The sequence below is a fragment of the Streptomyces sp. SID8352 genome (assembly GCF_009862265.1).
In the GTDB taxonomy this organism is placed as follows: domain Bacteria; phylum Actinomycetota; class Actinomycetes; order Streptomycetales; family Streptomycetaceae; genus Streptomyces.
This window is the reverse complement of record NZ_WWGX01000096.1, coordinates 25351-41002: the sequence shown is the minus strand read 5'-3', so window position 1 is coordinate 41002 and position 15652 is coordinate 25351. Positions and strand designations below refer to the sequence as shown.

Below are 15652 nucleotides of genomic sequence, written 5' to 3'. Positions count from 1 at the left end.
AGCCGTGTGCCGAACACATAGGCGAACATCGAACAAGGAGTTCTGTCATGAGTGCCCCTGTGCGCGAATTCGTAGTGAACACCCTGGAAGCCATGCACATCGACGTCTCCGGGGTGACGGACGCCACCCCGATCGGCGACGGCGGCATGGAGCTGGAGTCGCTCACCACGGCCGAGCTGGTCATGCAGGTCGAGGAGGAGTTCGGCGTCAAGTTCTCCGACGACGACGTCGAGGGCATGCAGGACATGACCGTCGGAGGCTTCGTCGCCGATGTCGAGGGCCGCATGGCCGCGACGGGCGCGGCATGAGCGGCCCCCTCGTCGCCCCCGGCCGGGAGGACGTGATCGCCCTGCTGGCCCAGCAGGGCGAATGCGCCCCCGAGGACGTGGGCGAGCGCATCGACTCCCTGCAACTGGCCTGGCTGGTGCACGCGGTGGAGGAGCGCTACGGGGTCCGGCTCGACCTGGACGACGACGCCCTGGAGGCGATGGACAGCGTGGCCGGTGCCGTGGACGTGCTGGAGCGCGCCCTCGCCGCCGTCCCCCCGGGCGGGAGCGGGTCATGAGCGCCGGGGACCGGGAGGTCGTCGTCACCGGCCTCGGCGTCACCAGTGCCTTCGGCCGCGGCGAGGACGCCCTCTGGGCCGGACTCGCCGCGGGCCGGGCCGCGTTCGCCCCGGTGACCCGCTTCGCCGCCGACCGGTACCGCACCGACGCCGCCGCCACCCTGCCCGACGCGGCCGACCTCGACGCGGAACTCGCCCGCGTCGTCGACCACGCCTGCGCACAGGCCGGGCTCGGCGCCCCGGAACGGTCCCGGGCGCCACTGCTGCTCGGCCGGCACGCCGACCCCGCCGTCGCCCGCCGCCCACTGGCCGCGCAGGGCAGGACGGCGATCTCCGACACGGCCGCCGAACTGGCCCGCTCCCAGGGCCTGCGCGGCCCCGCCCGGACCTACACCAACGCCTGCGTCGCGGCGGCGACCGCCCTCGCGGAGGGCGCCGCGCGCGTCCGCGGCGGCCTGGAGGAACGGGTCGTCGTGGCCGCCGGCTACCTGGTCGACGAGGACAACTTCGCCCTGTTCTCCGCCGGACGGGCACTCGCCCCGGACGGCGCCCTGCGCTCCTTCAGCGCCGGACGGCGCGGACTGCTGCTGGGCGACGGCGTGGGAGCCGTGGTCCTGGAGTCCCGGGCCACCGCCGCCGCGCGCGGCGCCCGCCCGCTCGGCGTCCTCGCCGGCTGGGGACTGGCCGGCGACGCCCACCACGTGTGCCAGCCCCACCCCGGGGGCCGCGGCATGGCCCGCGCCATCACGGCCGCCCTGGACAAGGCCGGGCTCACCCCCGCCGACATCGGATACGTCAACGCCCACGGCACCGGCACCCCGCACAACGACGCCGCCGAGACCGCCGCGCTGCGCCGCGCCCTCGGCGACGACGTCGACCGCGTCCCCGTCAGCTCCACCAAGTCCCTCCACGGACACGCGCTGGAGGCGTCCGGGATGCTCGAACTCGCCGTCACCCTGCTGGCGCTGCGCCACGGGACGCTCCCGGTGAACGCCGGATACCGGGGCCCGGACGACGACTGCCGCCTCGACCTCGTCGTCGGCGAGCCCCGCCGGGCCGAGCCCCGGCACGCCCTCAGCCTGAACGCCGCCTTCGGCGGAGCCAACACCGCATGGGTGGTGAGTGCGCCATGACCCCCAGCCCGCACCCGCGGGACGCCGAGATCCTGGCCCGGGCCTCCTGGCCCGGCGCGGACGACACCGGACCGCCGCCGCCGCTCACCGGCTTCGTCGTCTCCGACTTCGGCCCCATGGCCGCCGAGGCCGCCGACCGCTGCCTCCGGGCGTCCTACGGGGACCGCGAGGAGCTGGACGCGGCCCGGCGGCTGCGCGCCGGGCGCACCGCCGTCGTCCTGGGCAGCCGGGGCGGCGACCTGGAGACCCACACCGCGACCGCCGCCGCGGTGGACGCGGGCCGCCCCGCCGCGCCCCTGCTGTTCTTCCAGTCCGTGCCCAACGCGATCGTCGGGCACATCGCCAAGCGCTGGGGACTGGCGGGCCCCGTCATCTGCTTCAGCCCGGACGGCGCCACCGGCGACCCGCTGGGCGAGGCCCTGGACATCGCCCGCTTCCTGGTCTCCGGGGGCGACGCCGACGAGGCGCTCGTCCTGCTGGTGGAGCAGGTCGGGGCCGACGGCGGACCGGGCGGCGCCGAGGCGCTCCTCGTCCGCCCCGCAGCACAGCCGATGGAGGCCGCGTCATGAGCCGTGAAGAGGTCTGGGTCACCGGCATGGGCCTGGTCACGCCCCTCGGCGTCGGCGTGCCCGCCTTCCGCGACGGACTGGCCGCCGGCCGCTCCGGGCTGCGTCGGCTGGAGGGCGAGGAGTGGGCCGCGACCGGCGCCGACGTCGCCGGTGTCGCCCCGGTCATCGACCCCCTGGACGTCCTGCCGCGCAACGAGGCCCGCTCCGTCGACCGCTTCATCCTGATGGCCCTCCTGGCCGCCGAAGAGGCCCTGGAGGCAAGCAAGCTGACGGTCGGGCAGAATGTCGACGCCGAGCGCGTCGCGGTGATCGTCTCCTCCGGCGCGGGCGGCCTCAGCACCTACGAGGAGCAGGCCGTCGCCCGGAGCGCCCGGGGCCGGATCGCGGTCAGCCCGGCGCTGCTGCCCGGCATGCTGCCCAACATGCCGTCGGCCCGCATCGCCATCCGCCACGGCATCCGCGGCCTCAGCAGCTCCATCGCCATCGCCTGCGCCGCCGGGGCGATGTCGGTGGCCGAGGGGCTGCGGCTGATCCGCGAGGGCTCCGCCGACGTGGTGGTCTGCGGCGGCACCGAGGCCTCGCTGGCGCCCTCCGCCGTCACCGCCTTCGGCAACGCCCGCGCGCTCGCCCGCGCCGGCACCGGGGACCCGGAGGCCGCCAGCCGGCCCTTCGACCGGAACCGGTCCGGCTTCGTCCTGGCCGAGGGCGCCGGAGTCCTCGTCCTGGAACGCGCCGCCCACGCCCGGGCCCGCTCCGCCACCCCCTGCGGCCGGGTGCTCGGCTGGGGCGCGACCAGCGACGCCCACCACCCGACCGCCCCGCGGCCCGACGGTGCCGGAGCGGCGGCGGCGATGCGCCTGGCCCTGGCCGACGCGGGCCTGGCGCCCGGCGACATCGGCTACCTCAACGCGCACGGCACCGGCACCAGGACCGGCGACCTGGCCGAGGCGCGGGCCGTCCGCTCCGTCTTCGGCGACGACGGGCCCGCGGTCAGCTCGATCAAGGGCCACATCGGCCATCCGCTCGGCGCGGCCGGGGCGGTCGAGGCCGTCGCGACCCTGCTCGCCCTGCGCGAGGGACGGCTCCCGGCGACCGCGAACCTCGACGACCCGGACCCGGAGTGCGCCCTGGACCACGTCCGCGGCGCCCCCCGGGAGGCCGCCGTCCGGGCCGCCGTCTCCAATTCCTTCGCCTTCGGCGGACACAACGTCAGCCTCGTCCTCGGTGCGGCGGGGGCGCCGGACTGAGGNCCCGCCCCGACCCCGCCCGCGCAGCAGAAGGAACGACACGTTGACCAGCTCCCCACCCCCGCCCCCCGGACCGGGAGGCTCCGGCGCCCCCGTCGGCACCCCTTCCCCCGGAACCCCTTCCCCCCGGGCCCCCGCCGGCACCCCCTCCGACGACCTGCTCCGCCGGTTCTGGTGGCTGCACGACGCCCGCTGGTACCAGGGCGTCGCCAAGCGCTTCGGCCAGGACGCGGCGAACGAGGTCAACGCCGAGGCCATCCGGTTCGTCGCCCGCCGGGTCGCGGCCGCCTACGCCCGGGAACGGGGGCTGCGGCCCGGCCTGTCCGCCGAGGAGCTGGCCACCGCCCTGCACGGCATCTCCCGGCTGATGACCGGCGACAGCGTCGAGGCGGCCACCGAGGTCACCGGCGAGGACACCTGGGAGACCTCGGTCACCCGCAACTTCGCCCTGGAGATGCTGGCCGGCGCGGGCACCCTGGAGGGCTACGACTGCCCCTGCCCGCAGATGCGGCAGGGCTGGTTCGAGGGGCTGCGGACCCGGGTCGGCGAGGACCGGGTGTCGTGCCTGCGCACCGGCGCGTCCGAGTGCCGGTTCCGGTCCCGCGTCACCCCCTCGGCCGCACCGGCCACCCCCTCGGCCACCCCGGCGCCCGCCACTCCGGCCCCGGCCACCCCGGCGCCGCCCACCACCCCGGCCGGAACGGCGCCCGCCAACCCCGCGCCCGCGTCCCCCGCTCCGGGGGCCGGGACCGGGGGCGCCATCGCCCCGGCGGCCGGGACCGGGACCGCCACCGCTCCGGCGGCCGGGACCGGGACCGGGACCGCCCCGGCCCCCGCCGCCGCCCCCGCACCCGCCCCCGGGGCGCCCGCCGCCCCCGGGACACCGGCCGCCACGGCCACCACCGCACCCGTCACCACCGCACCGGAAGAGGAGGGCGCATGACGGAGCACGGCAGCGGCGCGCCCGCCGCGTATGTCACCAGCGCCCTGGAGCAGTTCGGGCACTGGGGCGACCGCACCGCACTGATCCACGGCGAGCGCAGCACGACCTTCCGGGAACTGCTCTCCCTCGCCCACCGCATCACCCGCGTCCTGTGCGACGACGGGCTGGAACGGGGCGACGGACTGGTCCTCCTCGCGGCCAACCCGCTGGAGATGACCGCCGTCGGCCTGGCCGCGCACATCCTCGGCCTGCGCTACACCCCCGTCCACGCCGGCGGCGGCGACCGGACCGTCCGGCACATCCTCGACGACGCGGCGCCCGCCGCCGTCGTCCTCGCCGACGCCGGACCCGCCCAGCCGGCCCACCGGACGGCCCTGGCCGCCCGCGAGGCCGGGGTGAAGCGGCTCTTCTCCCTCGGCCCCGGCCCGGACCCGGACGTCACCGACCTGCTGGCGGCCGCCGCCGCGCAGCCGGACACCCCCGTCCCGGTCGCCGCCCGGGAGGACGACATCGCCCGGGTGATGTACACCGGGGGCACCACCGGACTGCCCAAGGGCGTCGCCTACACCTTCCACGCGCTGACCGCCGCCGCCGGGGCCTGGGCGGGCCCGCCCCCGCCGCCGGGACTGCGCTTCGTCGCCATGACCCCGATGGCCCACGCCGCGGGGGCCCTCGCCTTCGGGCTGCTGCGCCACGGCGTGCCCACCGAGCTGTTCGACGCCTTCGACGCCGGCACCCTGCTGGGCCGCGTCGGCGCGGCCGCCGCCGAAGGGCGGCTGGTCACCACCTACCTCTACCCGCCCTACCTCTACCGGCTCCTCGACCACCCCGGGCTGTCCGCCACCGACCTGCGCGGCCTCGCCGCCGTCAGCTACGGCAGCTCCCCCATGGCACCGCACCGGCTCGCCGAGGCCGTCCGGGTCCTGGGACCGAGACTGCGGCAGAGCTACGCGCTGACCGAGGCCATCGCCATCACCGGAATGGGCCCCGAGGACCACGCGCGGGCCGCCGCCGCCCGCCCGGAGCTGTTCACCTCCGTCGGCCGCCCCGTGCCCGGCGCCACGGTGCGGATCACCGGACCGGACGGCGCCCCGCGCGGGCCCGGCGAGGAGGGCGCCGTCGAGGTGTCCGGCCCCACCGTCATGGCCGGCTACTGGCAGCGGCCCGAGCAGACCGCGCGGGTCCTGCGCGAGGGCTGGCTGCGCACCGGCGACCTGGGCCGCCTCGACGAGGAGGGCTACCTCCACCTCACCGGCCGCGAGAGCGACCTCGTCATCGTGGACGGCACCAACTGCCACCCCAGGGCCGTCGAGGACGTCCTGAGCACCCACCCGGCCGTCCGCCAGGCCGCCGTCGTCGGCGTGCCCGACGCGCGCACCGGAGAGGCCCTCCTCGCCGTCTGCGCCGCCGGTCCCGAGGACCCGGCGGCGCTCGCCGGTGAACTGCGCGGCCTCGTGCGGGACGGCCTCGGCCCCGGCCACGTGCCGGCCCGGATCGAGTTCGTGGCGGACATCCCCACCGCCTCGTACGGCAAGCCCGACAAGGCGGCGCTGCGCGGGATGTTCACCCCCGCCGGCGGCGCGTCCCCCGAGAGCGGCCCCTCCCACAGGAGCGAAGGATGAACACGCACGCCGAACCCTGGATCCGTCCCCGGGAGCCCCAGGGCAGGGAGGGCTGGCTGGCCTCCCTGCGCAACCTGCTGCTGATCCCCGAGGACCTGCGCGACGAGAGCATCCCCAGGGCCGTCGCCCTGGAACTGCTGCAGTGCGGGCCGGAGATCCTCGACGAACTGCTCGCCGAGGGGCTGCCGCACGGCGGAGAGAAGGGCGACGAGCGCTTCGAGCGGTACGACCTGGTCAATCTCGCGCTCTACTCGGGCTCCGGCGAGTCCGTCCCCGAGAAGACCATGGCCTACGCCCTGCGCTGGATGCACGCCGACCCGGCCACCCTGTTCCGGCCCCGCCGCTGGGACTACTCCGTGGTGCTCTCGCCGCCCGCCGCCGACGACGGCGCGGACCCCGCGGGCATGGCGTGGAACCTGGCCACGCCCCGGCCCGAACTGCACGGCGGCTGGACCGAGTCGCTCACCATCGGCCCCGAGGCGGCCGTCCTCGGGGACAAGGACATCACCGTCGGCGGCACCACCGGGCTGACCGCCTCGGGCGTCCTGGTCACCTCGGGCGAGCGCCGCGAGATCCGCTCGCCCCGGCTGCGCGAGATCGTCACCTCGTTCGGCCCCGACCGGTACCGCTGGGGGCGCATGCCCGAGGAGTTCCAGTGGCGCGGCGGCGAGGTCCTCGCCCAGGGGTACGCCCCCTGCATCGCGGTCTGCCTCGAACTGGCCGAGCGCTGCCGGGCCGCCGGATTCGAGGCCCGCACCCGGCGCGGCTGGATCATGGGCATGCTCGACCTGGCCCACTCGTGGCTGGAGGTCGTGGACGAGGACGGCGTCGTCAAGACCGTCGACCCCGCCTTCGTGATCCTCGCCGCGCACCACGCCGAGGCCGCCCACCCGGCCGCCGCGGACGCCTTCACCGGCTCCCTGCTCAACCGCCTGATGCCCACGGAGCACCACGCCGACGAGCCGGTCAACGGGTACCGGCGCGACGGCCGGTTCGCCCACCCGCGCCACCAGACGGACATCCAGCTCTCGGCAGAGCAGCCCGCCCCGCACGAGACCGACGGAGCCGCCCGCGGCTCCGACAACGACTGAGAGGACGATCCATGGCCGTGTTGCAGGCCGACGAACAGCTGCAGACCATTCTCGACCGCCTGGTGGCGATGTCCGAGCGCGACTACTACGACCCCTACAAGCTGTTCCAGTGGCCCGACTCGCTGCCCGAGAACGAGTACTGGATGTCCCCCGAGCTGATGTCCGTCCACGGCACCAAGGTGGCGGAGTCGTTCACGGAGGAGCAGCTCTGGGCGATCAGCAAGTGGGAGAGCGTCAACTTCTACAGCCTGAACGTGGACGGCATCCGCGAGCTGATCACCGAGATCATCGCGCGCATCCACACCAAGGACTTCGCCGTCTCCTCCGAGTACTTCCACCACATGATCGGCGAAGAGAACGAGCACATGTGGTTCTTCGCCACCTTCTGCCTGAAGTACGGCGGAAAGGTCTACCCGGACAAGGGTGTCCAGCTGGAGATGAGCTCCGAGGGCGAGTCGGCGCACTTCCTCGTCTTCGCGCGCCTCCTCCTCTTCGAGGAGATCGTCGACTTCTTCAACAAGCGGATGGGCGACGACGAGCGGCTGCACCCCACCATCCGCCAGATCAACGCCATCCACCACCAGGACGAGTCCCGGCACGTCGCCTTCGGCCGGCAGATCGTCTCCCACCTCCACAAGCAGCTCCGCGAGAAGCTGAGCGCCGAGGAACTGGCCGGGCTGGAGCTGTACCTCAAGCGGTACCTGCGCAAGTCCGTGGACGGCCTGGTCAACCCGGCGGCCTTCCGCGACGCCGGCATAGAGAACCCCTACCAGGTGCGCAACGAGGTGCTGGCCGACCCGGCCTTCCACGACCTGGAGACCAGGATGCTCAAGCGCTCCATGAACTTCCTGGTGAGCGAGGGCATCTTCACCGACGACGTCCTGCCCGCCTCATGAGCGCCACCGACGAGAGGGCCGCGGACGGGGTCGACGCCGTCGTCCGCTACCTGCTGACCAAGCGCCCCGACCTGACCTCCATCGACCCGGACCTCGACCTCGTCGAGAACCGCATCCTGGACTCCCTGGGATTCGTCAACTTCCTTTATGTGCTTGAGGAACAGACGGGACAGGAAATCCTGATGGAGAACGTCAAGCCCTCCGACTTCCGTACTATCAACGCCATCCGAAGGAGGTTCTTCCATGAGCCCGACGAGTCCCGGGACTGACGCGGGCGCGGCCTCGACCCGGGGCGGCCTCGCCACGCTGGGTCCCGGCGCGCTGCGGCTGCGCGCGGCCCTCGACGGCGTGTTCACCGGCTGGGCGGCGGAGGTCGGCGCCACGGCCGTCCAGTACCCGCCCCTGATGCGCGTCGAGGACCTGCACCGGCTGGACTACTTCCAGAACTTCCCGCATCTGGCGATCCTCGGCGCGGCCCTGACGGAGGAGGCCGCGCCCGCGTACGCCACGGGCGAGCCGCGGCCGGACACGGTCCCGGCCTCTCACCTGACCGAGGCGGGGTACGCGCTGCCGTCCGCCGCCTGCTACAACGTCTACCTGGACGCGGCCGGCCGGGACCTCTCCGACGGCCCGCACAAGGTGACCACGGTGGCGACCTGCTTCCGCCGCGAGAGCCACTACGACGGGCTGCGGCGGCTGCTGGGCTTCACCATGCGGGAGATCGTCTGCGTCGGCACCCGGGACGACGTCCTGGAGCACCTCCGGCTCTTCCGCAAGAAGGTCTCGGAGCACCTGGCCGCACTCGACCTGCCGGTCGAGATCCAGGCGGCCTCCGACCCGTTCTTCGACGCGAGCGCGGGACGTGCCCTGATGGCCCAGCTCTTCCCGGTGAAGGAGGAGTTCGTCTTCGACGGGTCGCTGGCCATCGGATCGCTCAACTTCCACCGCAACTTCTTCGGGGAGCGCTGCGACATCAGCACCGGCGGGGGCGAACCGGCCTTCACCGGCTGCGTGGCCTTCGGCCTGGAGCGCTGGATCAGCGCCCTCACCGCCCGGTTCGGACTCTCCGAGGACGAACTGGCCGACCGGGTAGAGGCGGTCGGCGGTCGGTGACCCGGGTCGGACCGGTCCCGGTGGCGCATCCCGCTCTGGCGGAGCGGGTCCCCGCCGGGACCGGGACCATCGAGGCGTGGTGGGCCGACGGACGCGGCCTGCCCGCCCCGGCGGTGGACGCCCTCGCCTCCACCGCGCTCGCGGCGGCCGAACGCCGCCGCTACGGGGCGATGGCCGATCCGCTGGCGCGGACCGAGTTCGTCCTCGCCCGCTCCGTGCTGCGCGGCGCCCTCGGGCGGGCCCGCGGCTGCCCGCCCGCCGAGGTGCCCCTGGACACCGACGGCGGCGGACGGCCCCTGGTGCCGGACGCCCCGGACACGGACGTGAGCATCACGCACAGCGGCGGCGTGGTGGCCGTCGCCCTCGGCACCGGCCTGCCGCCGGGCACCCGGATCGGCGTGGACATCGAGCGCGTCCGCCCGGTGGCCCGGGACGGCGCGCTGGCCCGCCGCTACTTCTCCGCCGCCGAACGCGCCTGGCTGGACTCGCACTCCGGCCCGGACCGGCAGCGGGCCTGGCTGGACATCTGGACCCGCCGCGAGGCCTGGGCGAAGGCGCTCGGCACCGGCCTTCGCGGTCTCTCCGGCGTCCCGGACACCCATCTCGTCCCGGACACCCGTCCCGGCCACGGCCGGTGCCCCCTGCGGCTGCCGCGGGGGTTCATCGGCTCCCTGGTGGCCCTGATCCCGGGGAGGACCGTCCGGTCCTCCCTCCCACCCCCACCCAAACCCCTCACACCGAAGGAGCTCCCATGACCAACGGGAACGCCGAAGAGCAGCAGCTGTCCGTCACCGTGGTGGGCGGCCCCACCGTGGTCATCGACCTGGGCGGGCTGCGCTTCGTCACCGACCCCACCTTCGACGCCGCCGACTCGTCCTACAGCATGGGCCCGGTGGAGCTGCGCAAGCTGGAGGCCCCGGCGCTGACCCCGGACGAGCTGGGCCCGGTCGCGGCCGTGCTGCTCTCGCACGACCAGCACCCGGACAACCTCGACGGCGCGGGCCGCGCGTTCCTGAAGACGGTCCCGCTGGTGCTCACCACCGAGCAGTCCGCGGAGCGCGTCGGCGGCACCGGCCTGGCCCCCTGGGCCGAGCACGTCCTGGAGCGTCCGGGCGGCGGCCAGGTCGTGGTGACCGCCGTCCCCGCGCAGCACGGCCCGGCGGGCACCGAGCAGATGCTGGGCGCCGTCACCGGGTTCTTCCTCAGCGGCGAGGGCCTGCCGACCGTGTACGTCAGCGGGGACAACGTCTCCCTGGACCCCGTGCGCGAGCTGGCCCAGCGCGTCGACCACGACGGCATCGACCTGGCCGTGCTGCACGTCGGTGCCGCCCAGCTCGCCCCCTTCGGGCCGACGCTGCTGTCGATGACCGCCGAGCAGGGCGCCGAGGCCGCGGAGCTGCTGGGCGCGCGCCGGGTCCTCGCCGTGCACACCGAGGGCTGGGCCCACTTCACGGAGGGCGCGGACGCGGTCGCCGAGTCGTTCACCAAGGCCGGTTCGATCCGCCGCCTGGTGGTCGGGGACGAGGGCGCCCGGCTGGCGGTCTGACCCGCGGACGCCGGACGGCCGGTGCCCCCGACCCGGTGCGACGGGTCGGGGGCACCGGCCGTCCGGCGCGCGGGAACGGTCCCGCCACCGCGGGTGTGCGGCGGCGGGAACCGGCTTCGGTGTTCAGGCCCCCATCGCGTGGTAGCCGCCGTCGACGTGGACGATCTCGCCGGTGGTCGACGGGAACCAGTCGGACAGCAGGGCCGCGCAGGCGCGCGCGGTGGCCTCGGTGTCGGTGACGTTCCAGCCGAGCGGCGCGCGGGCGGCCCAGTCGTCCTGGGTCCGCGCGAGCCCCGGGATGGCCCGGCCCGCGGTGGTGCGCAGCGGGCCCGCGGCCACCAGGTTGGAGCGGACGCCGTGCGGCCCCAGCTCCCGGGCGAGGTAGCGGTTGGCCGACTCCAGCGCGGCCTTGGCCACGCCCATCCAGTCGTAGGCCGGCCAGGCCTGCGAGGCGTCGAAGGTGAGGCCGACGACCGAGCCGCCGGGGCCCATCATCGGCAGCAGGGCCGTGGCGAGCGCCGAGTAGGAGTACGCGGAGGTGTGGACCGCGGTGGCGACGTCCTCCCAGGGCGCGGTGAGGAACCCGCCGAGGCAGCTCGGTGGGGCGAAGGCGATGGAGTGCAGCACGCCGTCGACGCCGTCGAGGTGCTCGCCCACGGCCCCGGGGAGCGCCGCGAGCGCCTCCGGGTCGGTGACGTCCAGCTCCACGACCGGCGGCGGCTCGGGAAGCCGCCGGGCGACGAGTTCGACGAGGGACATCCGGCCGTAGCCGGTGAGCACGATCCGCGCGCCCTGCTCCTGGGCGACCCGGGCCGCGGCGAAGGCGATGGACCGATTGGTGATCACCCCGGTGATCACCAGGCGCTTGCCCGCGAGCAGTCCGCCGCCGGGAGCCCGCTCCCCGGCGGCGGGCGCCGGGGGAGTGCCGGGTGTGGTGGTGGTCATCGGTTCAGTGCCCCATTCCCAGGCCGCCGTCGACGGGGATGACCGCGCCGGTCACGTATCCGGCGCGCTCCCCGGCGAGCCAGGCGACCGCGTCGGCCACGTCCCGGCCGTCGCCGGGGCGCCCGGAGGGTATCTCGGCCAGATGCGCGGACCTGCGGTTCTCGGGGAGCCCCGCGGTCATGTCGGTGTCGATGAAGCCGGGGGCCACCACGTTCACGGTGATCCCGGCGGAGGCGCACTCCCGTGCCAGGGAGCGCGCCATGCCGACCATGCCGGCCTTGCTGGCCGCGTAGTTGACCTGGCCCGGGTTGCCGCGCAGTCCGGCGACGGAGGAGACGAAGACGATCCGTCCCCACCGGCCCCGGAGCATCTTCGGCAGGGCCCGGCCGGCGCAGCGCCAGCCACCGGTGAGATTGGTGTCGAGGACCCGGGAGAACTGCTCCTCCCGCATGCGCAGCATGGGCCGGTCCTCGGTGATCCCGGCATTGGAGACCAGAATCTCCACGGGGCCGAGTTCCTGCTCGACGGTGCTGAACGCGGCGTCGATCTGCGCCGGGTCGGCGACATCACAGGGAACGGCGAGTGCCTTTCCCGTCGGAGGGGTGCTGCGATAGGTCACGGCGACCCGGTCGCCGCGGTCGAGGAATTCCTCGGCAATGGCGAGACCGATTCCCCTGTTTCCTCCGGTGACCAGAACTGTGCGCGGCAAATCGGTCCTCCGATTACTGGTTGATTAAGGGCCCCGGCCGGCGGGTCAGCTCTGCACGTTCGTGCTCTGGAATTCCTTCATGTAGTACACGTTGTCGATCCGCACGGCGGTCCAGGAGACGATGATGCGCTGGCCGATCGGCACGTCCTCGGGGTCCGTGTAGGTGTCGCCCGGCCTGAGGATGCCGCCGAGGCCGTCGATCACGGCGATGTCGTCGGTCAGGCAGCGCACGCTGCTGGGCTTGCCGATCATGCGGGTGCCGTTGTACGGACCGGCGAAGGCGCCGGTGAAGTACGTGGCGATCTGGCTCCTGCTGGTGAGGTAGGCGCCGTTGCTCGGGATCATGTGGCCGTCGGTGGTGAACTGGGCGGCGAAGGTGTTCGCGTCGGCCGCGTCCCAGGCGGCGAAGAGCCGGTGCGGCACATCCAGAATGGCCTGCTGGGTGGGGGAGCACTTCGTCTTCTTCTTGGCGATGGCCGCGGCCTCGGTGTCCGAGTCGGTGGCGTTGGCCACGGTCGCGGCGCCGCTGACGAGCACCAGGGAAAGGGCGGCGAGCAGGATGCTGCGCGTACGTCTCATATGGAATCCCCCCGTAGTTCAGGCGAGTTGTTGTGCGAGCAGTCTAGGGGCAGCCGGAAAGAATGCAAAGTATTCGGCCAGGGCCCGTGGGGGTTTGCTGAAAATTTGCCCGCGGTGGCCGGGGACAAACAGTGTTCAGTATTCGGAATTCACTTTTCCGCTTGTTTCGCCGATACCGGTTCGACATGTACGGGAACTCCGTTGAATACGGCGGTCCCGGACAGCGGGTCGACCACGGTGCCGTCGGTGAGCGCGTTGATGCTCACGCCCGGTTCGGCCGCCGCCCGGGGGAGCCGGGTGCGGTCGCGGCCGTGGCCCCAGCCGTAGGGCATGCTCACCACGCCCGGCCGCAGCCGGTCGGTCGGCTCCGCCGGGACCACGACCTCGCCGGTGCGGGAGCGGACCCGCACCGGGTCGCCGGCGGTGACGCCGAGCCGCCGGGCGTCCTCCTCGCTCAGCTCCAGGGTGCAGCGGTTGGACCCGCCGGAGAGCGAGGCGATGTTGTGGGACCAGCTGTTGACGGACTTGAGCTGGCGGCGGGAGATCAGCACGAGCCGGCCGTCGTCCAGGTCGCGCATCCGGGCGGCGAGCCGCGGCAGGTCCGCGGTGATGGCGGGCGGGCACAGCTCGACCAGCCCGGAGGCGGTCATCACCACCTCGCGGCGGCGGGGCCGCAGCGGGCCGATGTCCACGCCGTTCGGCGCCTCCTTGAGCCGGGCCAGGTTCAGCCCGCCGGGGCGCACCCCGAACAGGTCGCCGACGGGGCCGAGGCGCAGCATCAGGTCGAGCCGCCGCTCCAGCGCGTCCGCGCCGGTCAGCGCGGCCTTCAGGTCGGCGGCCTCGCGGCGGGCGAGCGGGGAGCCGGGGCGGCCCCGGGCGGCCCGCAGCATCAGGTCGGTGAGCTGCTCGTCCACCCGTTCCCAGTCCCCGCCGGGGCCCTTGCCGGAGGCGATGAGCACCAGCCGGGCGAGGATCTCCGCCTCGGCGGGGCGCCCGGGCTCCAGGGCCCGCGCGGGCGGGGAGAAGCGGGCGTTGCGCCGCACCGAGCGGCCGGCCAGGACGACGTCGTAGTGCGGCGACTGGAGCGGCGACGGGGGCGGGAGGATCACCGAGGCGTGCCGGGTGGTCTCGTTGAGGTAGGGGTCCACGCAGACCATGAAGTCGAGTCCGGGCAGGACCTCGTCCAGCCGCTCGCCCTGGGGGGTCGCGAGCACCAGGTTGCCCGCGACGCACAGCAGCGCCCGCACCTGCCCCGGGCCCGGGGTGGCGATCTCGTCGGCGAGGGTGGCGGTCGGCAACTCGCCGTTGACCTCGGGGAGTTCGCGGACCCTGCTGTGCCAGCGCCCGGTGCGGAACGGCTCGGCGGGGCGGCGGGCCGCGTGCGGGGCCTCCCCGAAGAGCACCCCGCCGGGGCGGTCGAAGTTGCCGGTGACGATGTTGACGACGTCCACCAGCCAGCTCGTGAGGGTGCCGAACTCGGTGGTGCTGGTGCCCAGTCGCCCGTAGACGGCGGCGGTCGGCGCCGCGGCCAGGTCCCGGGCGAGCCCGCGCACGGTGTCCGCCGGGACCCCGCAGGCGGGGGCGATGTCGTCGGGCCCGAACTCCTTGACGAGGTCGGCCAGTTCGCCGAATCCCGCGAAGCCCTCCCCGGGGTCGGTGGCCAGCCCCTCGCCGAGCAGGGTGTGCAGGATGCCGAGCAGCAGCAGGGGGTCGGTGCCGGGCCGGACGGCTATGTGCTGGTCCGCGAGGTCCGCGGTGCGGGTGCGGCGGGGGTCGACGACGACGAGGCGTCCGCCCCGGGCCCGGAGGGCCTTGAGCCGCCCCGGGAGGTTGGCGACGGTCCAGAGGCTGCCGTTGGACTCGGCCGGGTTGGCGCCCAGGACCAGCAGGTGGTCGGTGCGGTCGATGTCCGGCAGCGGGAAGGCGAGCGGGTCGCCGTACATCCAGCCGCAGGCCGTGCTCTTGGGCATGGTGTCGAGCGTCGTCGACGAGTAGATGTTGCGGGTGCCGAGCCGCTCCCGCAGCACCAGCATGTACAGGGGGAGGGCCAGGGTGTGGATGACGGGGTTGCCCATGTACAGGGCCACCGCGTCCTTGCCGTGCCGCTCCGCCGCCGCGCGTAACCCCCGGTCGACGGCGGCGAAGGCCTCCGCCCACCCGACCTCGTCGAAGCCGCCGTCGGGGCGGCGTACCAGAGGTGCGGTGAGCCGGTCGGGATCGTCGTCGAACCGGCCGAGGGAGGCACCCTTCGGACAGAGGTAGCCCTGGCTGAAAACGTCGTCGGGGTTGCCCCGGACACGGGTAACGGTCTCGCCCGACAAGGTGATGCTGAGGCCGCACGTCGCCTCGCATAACGGGCACACGCGCAGTGCCGTCCGATCCATCCCAGCCCCCGAACCCATTGATCGACTGCGCGTGCAGTTTAACCGGAAGAGTGAACGTGCCGCCCTGGTTTCGGGCACGGAACGGCCCCGGTCCTCCGGGCGGACGGGCCCACCGCCCGGCCCGTCCGCCGCATCCCGCGGGCGCCGCCGCGAAGGGCGCGCCCGACCCGTCCGCGACCGCCGCGGGCGACGGGACGCATCCGGGCGCGGGCCCGGCCGGGGCGTTCCGGCGGCCGGAACCGGTCGCCGCCGGGCGGCCCGTGACGGGGTGCGGATGTCCGATAACCCTCCCCCCCCCGCCGGTCCGCCC

17 protein-coding genes are annotated in these 15652 nt (G+C 74.5%); 13 read left to right on the top strand and 4 right to left on the bottom strand.

The features are described 5' to 3' along the window. Positions 1-47 precede the first annotated feature (47 nt). The 13 genes from GTY84_RS29140 to GTY84_RS29080 all read left to right on the top strand — a co-directional run bounded on the left by GTY84_RS29140 (position 48) and on the right by GTY84_RS29080 (position 10725). Positions 48-308, top strand: a complete 261-nt coding sequence (locus GTY84_RS29140) for an acyl carrier protein (RefSeq protein ID WP_161229399.1) — start codon at positions 48-50, stop codon at positions 306-308. Beyond that, positions 305-565: an acyl carrier protein gene (locus GTY84_RS29135; RefSeq protein WP_161229398.1), complete on the top strand. Its 261-nt coding sequence runs from the start codon at positions 305-307 to the stop codon at positions 563-565. Before GTY84_RS29140 ends, GTY84_RS29135 begins: the two co-directional genes overlap by 4 nt. Beyond that, positions 562-1698 (top strand): beta-ketoacyl synthase N-terminal-like domain-containing protein, encoded by a 1137-nt coding sequence (locus tag GTY84_RS29130; RefSeq protein ID WP_161229397.1) that lies wholly within the window; start codon positions 562-564, stop codon positions 1696-1698. The genes GTY84_RS29135 and GTY84_RS29130 overlap by 4 nt, the downstream gene beginning before the upstream one ends. After that, positions 1695-2267 carry a beta-ketoacyl synthase N-terminal-like domain-containing protein gene (locus GTY84_RS29125; RefSeq protein WP_202551959.1) on the top strand — a complete coding sequence of 191 codons (573 nt, stop codon included), beginning with the start codon at positions 1695-1697 and terminating at the stop codon, positions 2265-2267. The genes GTY84_RS29130 and GTY84_RS29125 overlap by 4 nt, the downstream gene beginning before the upstream one ends. After that, positions 2264-3514, top strand: a complete 1251-nt coding sequence (locus tag GTY84_RS29120; RefSeq protein ID WP_161229396.1) for a beta-ketoacyl-[acyl-carrier-protein] synthase family protein — start codon at positions 2264-2266, stop codon at positions 3512-3514. The genes GTY84_RS29125 and GTY84_RS29120 overlap by 4 nt, the downstream gene beginning before the upstream one ends. Positions 3515-3557: 43 nt before the next feature. Beyond that, entirely contained in the window at positions 3558-4457 is a 900-nt protein-coding gene (locus GTY84_RS34790) for a hypothetical protein (RefSeq protein ID WP_202551958.1), read from the top strand. Next, the gene (locus tag GTY84_RS29110; protein WP_161229395.1) at positions 4454-6079 is read left to right on the top strand and encodes an AMP-binding protein; all 1626 of its coding nucleotides are present in this window, start codon (positions 4454-4456) and stop codon (positions 6077-6079) included. The genes GTY84_RS34790 and GTY84_RS29110 overlap by 4 nt, the downstream gene beginning before the upstream one ends. Next, a complete protein-coding gene (locus GTY84_RS29105) occupies positions 6076-7170 on the top strand; it encodes a hypothetical protein (RefSeq protein WP_161229394.1) in 1095 nt (364 codons plus the stop codon). The genes GTY84_RS29110 and GTY84_RS29105 overlap by 4 nt, the downstream gene beginning before the upstream one ends. Before the next feature lie 11 nt (positions 7171-7181). Continuing rightward, positions 7182-8066: a diiron oxygenase gene (locus GTY84_RS29100; RefSeq protein WP_161229393.1), complete on the top strand. Its 885-nt coding sequence runs from the start codon at positions 7182-7184 to the stop codon at positions 8064-8066. Further along, the gene (locus GTY84_RS29095) at positions 8063-8335 is read left to right on the top strand and encodes an acyl carrier protein (protein WP_202551957.1); all 273 of its coding nucleotides are present in this window, start codon (positions 8063-8065) and stop codon (positions 8333-8335) included. Before GTY84_RS29100 ends, GTY84_RS29095 begins: the two co-directional genes overlap by 4 nt. After that, positions 8310-9179 carry an aminoacyl--tRNA ligase-related protein gene (locus GTY84_RS29090; RefSeq protein ID WP_161229392.1) on the top strand — a complete coding sequence of 290 codons (870 nt, stop codon included), beginning with the start codon at positions 8310-8312 and terminating at the stop codon, positions 9177-9179. The genes GTY84_RS29095 and GTY84_RS29090 overlap by 26 nt, the downstream gene beginning before the upstream one ends. 20 nt (positions 9180-9199) lie before the next feature. Then, positions 9200-9934, top strand: a complete 735-nt coding sequence (locus GTY84_RS29085) for a 4'-phosphopantetheinyl transferase superfamily protein (RefSeq protein ID WP_161229391.1) — start codon at positions 9200-9202, stop codon at positions 9932-9934. Continuing rightward, positions 9931-10725: an MBL fold metallo-hydrolase gene (locus GTY84_RS29080; protein ID WP_161229390.1), complete on the top strand. Its 795-nt coding sequence runs from the start codon at positions 9931-9933 to the stop codon at positions 10723-10725. The genes GTY84_RS29085 and GTY84_RS29080 overlap by 4 nt, the downstream gene beginning before the upstream one ends. Positions 10726-10848: 123 nt before the next feature. On the opposite strand, the gene fabI is transcribed toward GTY84_RS29080, so the two are convergent. The 4 genes from fabI to GTY84_RS29060 form a co-directional block, all read right to left on the bottom strand. Next, positions 10849-11670, bottom strand: a complete 822-nt coding sequence (gene fabI / locus GTY84_RS29075; RefSeq protein WP_161229389.1) for an enoyl-ACP reductase FabI — start codon at positions 11668-11670, stop codon at positions 10849-10851. A 4-nt stretch (positions 11671-11674) separates the two neighbouring features. Continuing rightward, complete coding sequence (locus GTY84_RS29070) at positions 11675-12379, bottom strand: 3-oxoacyl-ACP reductase family protein (protein ID WP_161229388.1); 705 nt, start codon at positions 12377-12379, stop codon at positions 11675-11677. A 45-nt stretch (positions 12380-12424) separates the two neighbouring features. Continuing rightward, complete coding sequence (locus GTY84_RS29065; protein WP_161229387.1) at positions 12425-12958, bottom strand: SgcJ/EcaC family oxidoreductase; 534 nt, start codon at positions 12956-12958, stop codon at positions 12425-12427. A gap of 149 nt (positions 12959-13107) precedes the next feature. Then, positions 13108-15342, bottom strand: a complete 2235-nt coding sequence (locus GTY84_RS29060) for a molybdopterin dinucleotide binding domain-containing protein (RefSeq protein ID WP_161229386.1) — start codon at positions 15340-15342, stop codon at positions 13108-13110. Positions 15343-15652: the final 310 nt, after the last annotated feature.